Source organism: Lysobacterales bacterium (assembly GCA_016721845.1).
Classification (GTDB): Bacteria; Pseudomonadota; Gammaproteobacteria; order Xanthomonadales; family Ahniellaceae; genus JADKHK01.
The window spans coordinates 424,460-437,007 of sequence record JADKHK010000003.1; the positions used below are offsets into that span (position 1 = coordinate 424,460).

Genomic DNA, 12,548 nt, shown 5'->3' on the forward strand with positions numbered 1-12,548 from the left:
CCGGAGGTCCGGTCGGCCCAGTGTCCGCATCGGCGTCTCAGAATCCGAGACGACCGCGTCCGATGCTGCGCCGGTTGCCGCGATGCGAGACTGCGCCTAAGGTGGGTGCGATCGCCGCGGGCGCATTCGGGTGAGGACGGGGCCGACATGGACGAAACGCTGCGCGGTCTGCGGGTGTACCGCGCGAGCCGCCTCGAAGCCCTGGTCGCGCCGCTCGAATCCCTGCTCGATGCCTGGCTGCCCGAGGATCTGCTCGCGCCGCAGACCGTGCTGGCGGCACATCCGGGCATCCAGCGCTGGCTGACGCGCGAATTGGCACGCCGGCGCGGCGCGGCGGACGTGGTCGCGAACCTCGACGTGATCCTGCCCGGTACCTGGCTGGAGAGCGAGATGCAGACGCGCGCCGGCCAGACTGCGCAGCCCGCCTACCGCCGCGAGGTGCTGCGCTGGCGTGTCCTCGATGCCTTGGACGCGATCGAAGACCCCAGCCTGAGCCGCTATCTCGACGGGGCCGACCGCCGCCGCCGCTTCCAGCTCGCAGACCGCATCGCCGCACTCTACGCGCGCTATCTCGTGTATCGACCGGACTGGCTGGCGGCTTGGGAACAGGGCCGATCGAGCGTGCCGACGCGGTCATTCCTTGCGCCGCTTTGGCGCCGTCTGCGCACCGACATCGCCGGTGCGCACCGCGGCGAATTGATGCGCTCCTGGTTCGACGCCCGCCGGCGCGCAGCCCCGGAGAGCGTGATGGTCGCACCCTTGCATGTGTTCGGCCTGAGCCATCTGCCACCGCCCGAACTCGCGCTGCTGCGCGCCGAGGCTCGGCATCGACTGGTCTGCCTGTATTTTCCTGATCCCTGCGTCGAATTCTGGGCCGGGCTCGGCGACGACCGCAGTCGCCTGCAGCGGTTGCGCCAGTTCGGGCCCGACGGCGAGGGCGAGCGCGAACTGCAGTCGCTCGGGCATCCGCTGCTCGCGGCGTGGGGACGCATGGGTCAGCAGTTCGGTCTCGGCTTGCTCGATGGCGAGGGCGAGGACGGGATCGCGGCCGATATCAGCCACATCGGCGATTACGCGATGCCTTCGCCGCAAGATCGGCTGTTGCAGCGCCTGCAACATGGCATCCGGCGCCTTGCCGCGGATGCGCCACTGCCGCCGGAGGCCGGCGACCTGCGCCAAGACGCCAGCCTGCGCGTGCATGGCTGCCACACCCGCGTCCGCGAACTCGAAGTGCTGCGCGACGCGCTGCTCGATGCGCTCGCCGCCGACACCACGCTGAAGCCGGGCGACATCGCCGTGATGGCGCCCGACATCGCCGCCTATGCACCGTTGCTGCCGGCGCTGTTCGGTACCGCTGCGGATGCACGCGCCGACCTGCCTTATCACTGTGCCGACCTGGCGACACGCCGCGCCCATCCGCTGTTCGATGCATTTCTGGCGTTGTTGCATCTGCCCACGACCCGCATCGGCGCCGCAGAGGTCCTGGATCTGTTGCAAACCGGCGCGGTGATGCGCGCGCTCGGACTCGACGACGAGGGTCTCGAGGTACTGCGGCGCTGGCTCACCGACGCACGCGTGGCCTGGGGTCTGGATGCCGGCACACGGCGCCAACTCGGCCTGCCCGGCTACGACGAACACAGTTTCGCCTGGGGCATGGCGCGGCTGGTCGCCGGGCACGTCTATGGCGATGACGTGCCCGAAGCGGCCGCTGCGCAAGTCGGACTCTGGCCGGTCGGTGGCGTGCAGGGCGTGGCGGTGACCGCACTCGGCGCGCTCGATCGACTGCTCGGCCAGATCTCGCGCTGGTGCGAGGCGGCCACGACCCCGCAGGCCGGATCGCAGTGGTGCAGCCGGCTCGACGCGATCATCGCCGAGCTGTTCGTGGCCGATCCCGACGATGCCGACGAAGTCGCCGCACTGGGCATGCTGCGCGCTTGCATCCGCGGCTTGCGCGAGCAGATGCGGCTTGCCGAACGCGACCCCGAGCTCGACCACGGCGTGCTCTGCGAGCTGATCGACGAAGCCCTGGCACGCGTGCCCGAACGCCAGCCTTTCCTGCTCGGTGCGATCACCTTCTGCGGCATGGTGCCGCAGCGTTCGATTCCGTTCCGGATGATCGCGGTGCTCGGCTTGAATGACGGCGAATTCCCGCGTGCGTCCGGCGACGACGGCCTGGACCTGATGCAGCGGTATCCGCGCATCGGTGACCGCGACACCCGCAGCGACGATCGCTACCTGTTCCTGGAGACGCTGATGGCGGCGCGCGATCGCCTGCACCTCAGCTATCACCACGAAGGCGTGAACGACGGTCGCCCGCGCAATCCGGCCGCGCCGCTGGCCGAACTGATGGCCTTCCTCGATGCCCGCACCGATGCATCGCGGCCATGGTTCGTCGCGCATCCGCTGCAGCCCTTCGATGCACGCTATTTCGATGGCCGGGACCCGCGCCTGTACAGTTTCAGCGCGGCGTTCGCGAGCATGGTGCAGGCGGAACGCGCGACCGACGATCGATTCGTCGCCGGACCGAATGCCGGCCTGCCGGAAGCCGATCCGCTGGCGAACGAGGCGGCCACGGTGTCGCTGTCGCGTCTGTTGCGCTATTTCCGCGATCCCGCCGCGCAGTTGTTGCGTGATCGCCTGCGGCTGCGCCTCGATGCGCTGGAGGACGAAGCACCGGAAGCTCGCGAGCCCCTCGATGCACGCCCCGACCCCTTCGAACGCATCCCGCAGCGGCTGCTGATGTCGGCACTCGAACGCGGTGACGCCAACGTACCGGCGACCGCACCGGACTGGCTGCGGCTGTCGGGTCGATTGCCGGCCGGCGCGCTCGGTCACGCCGCCTATCGTCGTGCAGCGGAGCAGGCCGACGCCCTGCTCGCGATCGCACGCGCACATCCGGCACTCGCCGCCGGACTGCCGCCACGGCAGCCGGTTGCGGTCGATCTGCGCGTCGGCGCCTGGCAGGTGCAGGGCACGATCACGCGCGTGCACGCCACCGCCGAGCAATGGCTGCTGTTCGACGCGTATCCGGGCAAGCGGCTGGCGCAGCTCGACTTCCGCCAACGCATTCCGCTGTTCATCGAATGGGCGGCGTTGCGACTCGCCTATCCGCATCAGCCGTTGCAGATCGTCGTGCTGACGGAACCCGACAAGAAGAACGACCCGGCGCGCTGGGACCTGCAATGGAATGCGCTCGATGCACGAACCCGGCACGCCGATCTCGACGCGCGCCTGGCGGCCTTGATCGCGTTCTGGCAACAGTCACCGGAGGCGCCGCTGCAGTACCTGCCGAAGACCGCGTGGGCGGCGGCCAGCAGCACCGTCGACAAGCGGCGTGACGCGATGCGCGCGGCCTGGCAGTCCGGCTATGCACACACCGGCGAGCGTGATTACGCGCCGGGTTATGCCGCCTGGCTGGCGCGCGGCGTCGACCTGACTGATCCCGATGCGGCCGAGGCACGGACGCTGATCGATGCCGCGATGGCGCTGCAGCGACTGCTCGATCTGGACGCGATCGCCGAGGTCACGCCATGACCGCGACCGCGACGCACTGGCGGCAATTGCAGCTGGATCCGGCGACGGCGCCGCATCGACGGGTGCTGGTCGAAGCCAGCGCCGGCACCGGCAAGACCTGGACGATCTCGGTGCTGTACCTGCGCCTCGTGGTCGAACACGGCCTGCGCCCGGAATCGATTCTGGTCTCGACCTTCACCGATGCCGCCGCGGCCGAGTTGCGCGAACGCATCCGCGCCCGCCTGCAATGGGCGTGGCGGCACTTCGATGGTCCGGCCGATATCGGCTCCGCCGAATCCGAACTGCGCGACTGGCTCGCGGCGCTGGCAGCGCAGGTTCCGGCCGCCGAAGCGCGCTGGCGCGTGCAGCGGGCGCTGGCGGAACTCGATCGCGCGCCGATCGCGACCTTGCACGCGCTCTGCCGACGCATCCTCTCCGAACAGGTGCTGGCGTCGGGCTCGGACTTCCGCCCGGGCGAACTGGTGTCGGCGCGCGAGCTGGAATCGGAATTGCTCGACGATCTCGCGCGGCTGCTCGCACACGGGCCGCTGGGCGACGAGGCCAGCGGCTTGCCGGCACTCCATCGCATGTCGGCGCCGGCGCGGGCGAAACTGGTCAAGGCGGCGCTGCAGCCGGGCATCGAGATCGTCGGTGGCGAGGTCGATGCGCTGCTGGCCGCGTTCGCGGCGTCGGATTGTCCGGCGCGCATCGAGGCCTTCGCCGCCTCCATCATCGTCGACGGCAAGAAATATGCGCTGGGTGAGCGGCTGCGCGAGCTGGCGGCGTGGTTGCGCACCGGTGACGCGTTCGCCACGTTCGACGAGAAGAAACTCAAGGCACTCATCGACCCTTCGTTCTGGCATGCGCAAGTCAGGGCCGAGCACGTGGCCGACACGCTGGCGAATCCCGTCGCCATCCGTGCACGGGCGGTGGCGGCGTTGCTGCTCGCGCGCGACGCGATCCTGCAGGCACACGGCCTGCGAGGCATGCTTCCGACCTTGCTGGAATGGCGGACGAAGCGCCTGGCGCAGCGCCGGCAGTTCACGTTCGACGACCTGATCGAGCGCGTGCATGCACAGACCTGCGCTGCCCGCGACCAAGACGACGACGCGCTCGCCGATCGGTTGCACGCGCAGTGGCCGGTGGCGCTGATCGACGAGTTTCAGGACACCGATGCGCGGCAATGGGAGATCTTCGATGCGATCCATCGCGATGCCGCCGGTGCAGCGCGCGGATTGTTGTTGCTGATCGGCGATCCCAAGCAATCGATCTACCGGTTCCGCGGCAGCGACATCGCGAGTTATCTGCGCGCAGCGGCCACGACCACGCAACGCCTGTCGCTGGCGGTGAACCAGCGCGCGACCCAGGCGCTGGTCGATGCGACCAATGCACTGTACGCCCATGCCGGCGACGCTTTTGCGATGCCCGACGACGCCATCCGCTACGTACCGGTCGGCGCCGCAGGACGAGCCGATCGTGAACCCTTGCATAGCGGGGGCATGACGATCGCGCAGCCGTTGCAGCTGCATCGCCTCGACGACGACAGCGACGCTGCAGCGCTCGCCGCCTGCGTCGCGCAGATCGCGGCATATCTCGAGCCCGGCCGCTGGCGCATCGGCGACCGCGCGCTGGAACCGGGCGACATCGCGGTGCTGTTGCCGCGCCATGACGACATCGCCGCCTTGCGCCAGCGCTTGCAGGCACTGCGCATTCCCTGCGTCGGCGCCGGCCGCCGCGATCTGTTCGCGACGCCGTGGGCGACCGAGCTGCGCGTATTGCTGCACGCGCTCATGGCGCCCGGCGATGTCGGTGCGGTGCGTGCGGCGCTGGCGACCCGACTGCTCGGCTGCGACTACGCGCAACTGCGCGCACTCGATCACGACAGTCCGGGCTGGCGTGCGCAGGCCGATGGTCTCGCGCTCTGGGCCGAGGCGTGGCAGCGGCATGGCGTACTGCACGCGGTCGATCGCGTGATCGCCGACGCGGCGCCGCGATTGCTTGCGCGCGTCGACGGCGAACGCGCGCTGACCGATCTGCGCCATCTCGGCGAACTGCTGCAGGCCGAGTCGCAGCGCTGCAGCGGCGCGCAGCAATTGCTTGCCTGGTTCGCGACGCGCTGTGCGGCCACGGCCCAAGGCGATGATGCCGCAGCGCGTGAGCGTGAACTGCGCATCGAGTCGGACCAGCGCCGCGTGCAGTTGCTGACCTTGCATGCCAGCAAGGGACTGGAGTTTCCGATCGTGCTGCTGCCCTTGATGGGCCGCCAGCGCGGGCGACGCGAGACCTATCCGGTCTGGACCGAGCGTCGTGACGGCCAGCGCCGGATCGATCTCGGCAGCGGCGATCTGGCCGCGCATCAGCAGACCGCAGCAAGGGAAGACCTGCAGGAGCGATTGCGTGTGCTGTACGTCGCATTGACGCGCGCCGAACACGCCTGCCACCTGTTTCTCGGCCCGCTCGATGCGACGCCGGACGACCACGCCTCGGCGCTCGATCATTTGTTGCGCGGCGTCGATCTCGCGGCACTGGCCGGGAAGTGTCCGCAGATCGGCCTGATCGACGCCGCGCCGACACCGTCACTGGCGGCGTTCACGACGGCGCCCGAGACCATCGTACGTCGCGCTCGCGCCTGGCCAGCGCGGCGCGGGATCGATGCCGCCTACAGCTTTTCGTCGCTGATGAGCCGCGCGCAACTGGCGCTGCGCGACGATGACGCCGCCCGCGACGAAGCGGCAACGAAGGGGATCGAAAGCGCGCTTGCCGAGGTCGACGCCGTGCAAGCCGATGAGCGTCTGCTGCGACTGTCGCCCTGGCGCGGGACCGAGTTCGGCAATGGCTTGCACGCCCTGTTCGAACATCGCGATCTCGCGCAGCCGATGGCCGCGCAGCGCGATCGGGTTCGTGCCGAGCTGCAGCAGGCCGGATTGCGGGTCGAACCCGCGCGTCGCGACGACATGATCGACGCGGTGATCGAGCGCGTGCAGTCGACGCTCGACACCGATCTCGGCGATGGCCTGCGCCTCGGCGCGCTGAGCGCGGCGATGCAACGCGCTGAAATGGGCTTCCAGTTTCGTCTCGAACACCTGGACCTGCAACGACTTCAGCAATTGTGCGACGCCCGCGGCGAGCCCGGGCTGATCCCGCACGGCCTCGGCGACACGCGCCTGCGCGGCTTCCTCAGCGGCAAGATCGACCTGGTGTTCGTGCATGGTGGCGCCGTGCATGTGCTCGACTACAAGAGCAACCACCTCGGCAACGCGCTGGCCGACTATTGCGGTGCGGCGCTGGATGCCGCGATGGACGCGCACGGCTATCGCTGGCAGGCCCTGCTGTACGCGATCGCGGTGCGTCGCTATCTGGCGCGGCGGCAACGCCAGGTCGCCGCACCGTTGCGGCTCGGCGACACCCTGTACCTGTTCCTGCGCGCGGTCGGCCTCGCCCCCGGCGCAGGCGTCTGGCGGCATCGTTTCGACGACGATTTCCTCGCCGCCGTCGATGCACTGTTCGCGGCATCGGAGGTTGCATGAACGGATTCGGCTTCCTCGGCCATGACGGCGAATGGCGCGACTCCGAGGCCGGAGACTTCGATCGCCTGCTGCATCGCTGGACCTTGGCGATGGGCGGTTCTTCGGCGCTCGCGGGCTGCGCGGCCAGGCTTGGCCAAGGCGAGCGCCATGGCCATACGGCGCTGATGCTGAGTGCGTCCGAAGCCGCGGCGATTCGCTCGGATCGATTGGTCGGTGATGGCGCGCAACCCAGCGCTTTCGTGCTCGACGCGGACAGCCGCTTCTACTTCTGGCGTGGCCACGCCGACGAGACCGCGATCGGCAACGCGCTGGCGGCGCGGTGCGCGCTCGCGGCAACTGCGATCGATGCCGAACTCGATGCCGCGATCGAGGCCCTGTTCACCGCCGCCGATGCCGACCGCACCGAAGCGCAACGGCGTGCCGTGCGGGTCGCGCTCACGCAACGCCTGCTGGTGTTGACCGGCGGGCCCGGCACCGGCAAGACCACGACCGTGCTGCGCGTGCTGCTGGCCTTGATGCGCCAGGCCGGCGACACCGACCTGACCATTCGGCTCGCGGCGCCGACCGGCAAGGCCGCGCAACGTCTGCAACAGGCGATCGGGCGCGGCCACGTCGAACTCGCCGCATCACTTGATGCTTCCTGGCAGCCGTGGCTTCAGCGATTGCCGCAAGCCGATGCACAGACCCTGCATCGATTGCTCGAGTTCGATCCGCGCAGCGGACGCTGGCGCCGCGACGCGGCGCAACCGCTGGCCGCCGATGTCGTCGTGGTGGACGAAGCCTCGATGCTGGATCTGGCGCAGATGCGCGCCCTGCTCGCCGCCCTGCCGCCGCAAGCGCGGTTGATCCTGGTGGGGGACGCCGATCAACTCGCGTCGGTCGCTGCCGGCGCGGTGCTGACCGATATCGTGCAAGCCCTGACGCAGGCGGCGGCGCCGCAGCTGGTGCGTCTCGACACCGTGTTCCGGGCGACACCGGCACTGAGCGCCTGCAATGCCGCGATCCGGCGCGGCGATGCCGATGCGCTCAGTGCCGCGGCGACCGCCACGACACTGACGACGCTGCCCGTGCACCATGGCACCGCACTGCGCCGCGCCCTCCAGGATTGGGGCGATGCGCTGGGCGAACATCTCGATGCAATGCGCGTCTGCGCGCGCCACGATGCCGCGCGCGCCGCGGAAGTGCTGCGTGGCCTGCAACGGATGCAGCTGCTGTGCGCCCTGCGCGAATCCGGCTTCGGCTGCGTGACCGTGAACGAGATCCTGCAATCGCGCTTGCGTGCGCGCTTCGTCTGGGACGACCGCAGCTGGTTCCCCGGGCGCATGGTGATGATCACACGCAATGACGAAGCGCATGGCCTGTTCAACGGCGACATCGGCGTCGCCTTGGCGAATGCCGATGGTGTGCTCGTGGTTTGGTTCGAAGGGCGCGGCGATGAACCGGCACGCGCCTTCCTGCCGGCCTTGTTGCCCGCGCACGAGCCGGCCTTCGCGATCACCATCCACAAGAGCCAGGGCTCCGAATACGACCATGTCGCGGTGTTGCTGACGGCCACGCCGGAGTCGCGGATCTTGTCGCGGCAATTGCTCTACACCGCCGCGTCGCGTGCGCGACAGACCTTGTCGCTGTGGGCGACGGACGCGGTCGTGGCTGCCGCGCTGGCGCGTCCGGTGGATCGTTCCGGCGGTCTGCAGGCGAAGTTGAATCGCCTGTTGTCCGAAGCAGGCAAAGCATCGTGACGGCACGCATCCATCACCATCGCGCGTGTTAGCGTCGCGCGTCTTTTCGGAGTCCCCATGGCCCTGCACCAAGCCACTGGCCGGTGGCAAATCGGCTTGCCGCTCGCGATCACCACGGCGGTGTTCTGGGCGACGCTGCCGATCGCGATCCGGCTCGTCATCGAGCACGTCGATGTCTGGACCCTGATCTGGTCGCGCTTCGTCGCCGCGGCCCTGATGCTGGCCGTGTGGAGCGCCTGGCGCGGCGGCTTTGCGCAGTTCCGCGCCCTGTCGCGCGCCGGCTGGTGGCTGATGCTGCTCGCGGCGGTGATGCTGATCGGCAATTTCGTCGGCTACACGATCGGCCTGCACTACACCACGCCGGCCAATGCGCAGCTGCTGATCCAGGCCGCGCCCTTGTTGATGTCGATCGGCGGCATCCTGGTGTTCGGCGAGCGCTTCAATGCATTGCAATGGACCGGCGTCGCCGCCGTCGCGGTCGGGCTCGCCCTGTTCGCGTTCGACCAGTCACGGCATTCCTCGGTGCCGACCCGGCAGTATCTGATCGGCGCCGCAATCGTGCTGGTCGCGGCCGTGGTCTGGGCGGTGTATGCGCTGGCGCAGAAACAGTTGCTGCAACATCTCGGCTCGGGCGCGGTGATGATGCTGATCTATGCGATCTCGGCCCTGCTGCTGACGCCGTTCGCGTCACCGACGCAGTTGCTCGGTCTCGACAGCGTGCACACAGTGGCGCTCGGCTATTGCCTGATCAATACGGTCGCCGCTTACGGCGCCTTTGCCGAGTCGCTGGTGCATTGGGAAGCCTCGCGCGTCGGCGTGGTGCTGGCGTTGACGCCCCTGCTCACCGTCGTCTCGGTCGAACTGGCGCACCGGATCAATCCGGCCCTGGTGCCACCCGAAACCATCGCCACGCTCGGTTACGCCGGTGCCGCAGTCGTCGTGATCGGCTCGGCGGTGGCGAGTCTGTCGCGTAAGTAGACGGCGCGCGTCGGGCCGAATCAGGCCGCGACGGGGAACACCCGGAAGTGCCGGGCCGCGACCTGCACGCGGGTCCCGGCGGCCGGCACGGACGATGCGTCGTGCAAGGGCAGATCCAGCTCCAGCATCTCCGGCTGGCCGTCGATCGCGATGGTCAGCACCTGACGGTTGGCGCGCCGCCACAGATGCTGCACGGTACCGGCCAGTCCCTGACCCTGGGCGTCGAGCATCAGGTCATGCGGACGCACGAACAGTTGCGCCGGACCGTCGGCCTGCGGCGTCGGCAATGGCCAGGACGTGGCGGCATCCGCGGCCACGAATCGGCCACCCTCGACGCGTCCCGTGATGCGGTTCGAATGGCCGACGAAATCGAACACGAACGCGGACGCCGGCTGCGCGTAGATCTCCTCCGGCGTGCCGACCTGTTCGATGCGCCCGGCGTTCATCACCACCACACGATCGGCCAGTTCCAGCGCCTCCTCCTGATCGTGGGTAACGAACACGGTGGTGTAGCCCGTGGCATCGTGGATATCGCGCAACCAGCGCCGCAGTTCGACCCGGACCTTGGCATCGAGCGCGCCGAAGGGCTCGTCGAGCAACAGCACGGTCGGATCGATCGCCATTGCACGCGCCAACGCCACGCGCTGACGCTGTCCGCCGGACAATTGGTCGGGCAGGCGATCGCGCAGGTCCGCCAGCTGCACGCGCGCCAGCAGTTCCAGTGCCCGCGCATCGATATCGGCGCGGGTCGGACGACTGCGTCGCGGCCGGCAATCCAGTCCGAAAGCGACGTTGCGCAAGACGCTCATGTGGCGGAACAGCGCGTACTGCTGAAACACGAAGCCGACGCGACGCTCCTGCACGCTGAGCGTGGTCGCATCGCGCTCGCCGAAATGGATCTGCCCGGCATCCACCGGTTCCAGTCCGGCGATCGCGCGCAACAGCGTGGTCTTGCCGGAACCCGATGGGCCGAGCAGGGCGACGAGTTCACCGGACCGGATGTGCAGATCGATGCCGGCAAGGGCGGCATGGCGGCCGAAATGGCGAACGACGTGGTCGATGCGGATCTGCATGGCGGCTCCGGGATCAATGGCGGGCGCGCGCGGCCAGCGCGTCGCCGTGGCGGACTTCAAGCAGGGCTTTCAGCGCCAACGTGACCAGGGCCAGCAGCGCGAGCAGGGTCGCGACCGCGAACGCGGCCACGAATTCGTATTCGTTGTAGAGGATCTCGACATGCAGGGGCAGGGTGTTGGTCAGTCCACGGATGTGTCCGGACACGACACTGACCGCGCCGAACTCGCCCATCGCCCGCGCATTGCACAGCAGCACGCCGTACAGCAATCCCCAGCGAATGTTGGGCAAGGTCACGCGCAGAAAGGTCTGGAAGCCCGAGGCGCCGAGCGTGAGCGCGGCGAGCTCGTCGTCGCGACCCTGCTCCTGCATCAGGGGAATCAGTTCGCGCGCGACGAAGGGGAAAGTCACGAAGATCGTCGCCAGCACCAGTCCCGGCAGCGCGAACAGGATGCGCACGTCGTGCTCGATCAGCCACGGCCCGAACAGACCCTGGGCGCCGAACAGCAGCACGTAGACCATGCCGGACACCACCGGCGAGACCGAGAACGGCAGGTCGATCAGGGTCACCAGCAGGGCCTTGCCGCGGAAGTCATGCTTCGCGATCAGCCAGGCCGCGGCGATGCCGAAGACGAGATTGGCCGGTACGGCAATGGCTGCGACCAGCAGGCTGAGCTTCAGCGCCGACCACGCATCCGGTTCCTGCAGCGCGCGCAGGTAGGCGCCGAATCCTTGCCGCAAGGCTTCGACGAATACCGCGACCAGCGGCAGCAGCAGGAAGAACGCGATGAACGCGAGCGCCAGCGCGATCAGGCCACGGCGCAGCCAGCGGGGTTCGTTGGTGGTCATCGCAGGCCGCCAGCGCGGTGCGACAGGCGCGCCTGCAGCAGATTGATCGCCAGCAGCAGCGCGAACGACAGCAGCAGCATCGCGGCGGCGACGGCGGTGGCGCCGGCGTAGTCGAACTCTTCGAGTTTGATCACGATCAGCAGCGGCGCGATCTCGGTCACGCGCGGCAGATTGCCGGCGATGAAGATCACCGAGCCGTATTCGCCAACGCCGCGCGCGAACGCCAGCGTGAAGCCGGTGAGCATCGCCGGATACAGGGCCGGCAGCATCAGTCGATGCACGATCTGCAGACGCGTCGCGCCGAGTGTGGCGCCGGCCTCCTCGATGTCGCGACGCGCTTCCGCCAGCACCGGCTGCACCGTGCGCACGACGAAAGGCAGGCCGACGAAAACCAGGGCCACGACGATGCCGAGCGGCGCATAGGCGACCTTGATGCCGAGCGGCAACAGCCACTGTCCGACCCAGCCATTGCCGGCATACAGCGCTGTCAGCGCGATGCCGGCGACCGCGGTGGGCAGCGCGAAGGGCAGATCGATCAGTCCGTCGAGCAGGCGTCGACCTGGGAAGCGATAACGCACCAGCACCCAGGCGACGAGTGTGCCGAACACCGTGTTGAATGCGCCCGCCGCAAGCGCCGTGCCGAAGCTGAGCTTCAGGGCCGCGAGCACGCGCGCATCGGTCCAGACCCGCCAGAGTCCATCCCAGCCGAGTGCGCTGCTCTTCACGAACACGCCGGTCAGCGGAATCAGGACGATGAGGCTCAGCCAGGCCAGGGTATAGCCCAGGGTCAGGCCAAAGCCCGGCATCACGCGACGCGTGCGCGATGCACCCGGACCGGGCGGCGGAAGATCGATGGCGCGGGCGGCACTCA

At 68.9% G+C, this 12,548-nt stretch carries 7 protein-coding genes; 4 read left to right on the forward strand and 3 right to left on the reverse strand.

Annotated features, from left to right (window positions below; genetic code table 11):
• Nucleotides 1–147: 147 nt before the first annotated feature.
• Genes recC through IPP28_02175 form a run of 4 tightly spaced genes read left to right on the forward strand, consistent with a single transcriptional unit; the run spans nt 148 to nt 9,757 of the window.
• Nucleotides 148–3,534, forward strand: coding sequence for an exodeoxyribonuclease V subunit gamma (gene recC, locus IPP28_02160; protein MBL0039859.1), 3,387 nt, complete (start codon nt 148–150; stop codon nt 3,532–3,534).
• A complete protein-coding gene (locus tag IPP28_02165; protein ID MBL0039860.1) occupies nt 3,531–7,040 on the forward strand; it encodes a UvrD-helicase domain-containing protein in 3,510 nt (1,169 codons plus the stop codon). Before recC ends, IPP28_02165 begins: the two co-directional genes overlap by 4 nt.
• Nucleotides 7,037–8,779, forward strand: coding sequence for an exodeoxyribonuclease V subunit alpha (recD, locus tag IPP28_02170; protein MBL0039861.1), 1,743 nt, complete (start codon nt 7,037–7,039; stop codon nt 8,777–8,779). Before IPP28_02165 ends, recD begins: the two co-directional genes overlap by 4 nt.
• A gap of 57 nt (nt 8,780–8,836) precedes the next feature.
• Nucleotides 8,837–9,757, forward strand: a complete 921-nt coding sequence (locus tag IPP28_02175; protein MBL0039862.1) for a DMT family transporter — start codon at nt 8,837–8,839, stop codon at nt 9,755–9,757.
• A gap of 20 nt (nt 9,758–9,777) precedes the next feature.
• Here the strand turns inward: IPP28_02175 and IPP28_02180 are convergent, their stop codons facing one another.
• From IPP28_02180 to cysT, 3 genes are read right to left on the reverse strand one after another with little or no spacing between them, the layout of a single operon-like run.
• On the reverse strand, nt 9,778–10,830 hold the full coding sequence (locus tag IPP28_02180; GenBank protein MBL0039863.1) for a sulfate/molybdate ABC transporter ATP-binding protein: 1,053 nt from the start codon (nt 10,828–10,830) through the stop codon (nt 9,778–9,780).
• A 13-nt stretch (nt 10,831–10,843) separates the two neighbouring features.
• Nucleotides 10,844–11,677, reverse strand: coding sequence for a sulfate ABC transporter permease subunit CysW (gene cysW, locus IPP28_02185; protein ID MBL0039864.1), 834 nt, complete (start codon nt 11,675–11,677; stop codon nt 10,844–10,846).
• On the reverse strand, nt 11,674–12,483 hold the full coding sequence (gene cysT, locus IPP28_02190) for a sulfate ABC transporter permease subunit CysT (protein MBL0039865.1): 810 nt from the start codon (nt 12,481–12,483) through the stop codon (nt 11,674–11,676). Before cysT ends, cysW begins: the two co-directional genes overlap by 4 nt.
• Between the last annotated feature and the right edge of the window lie 65 nt (nt 12,484–12,548).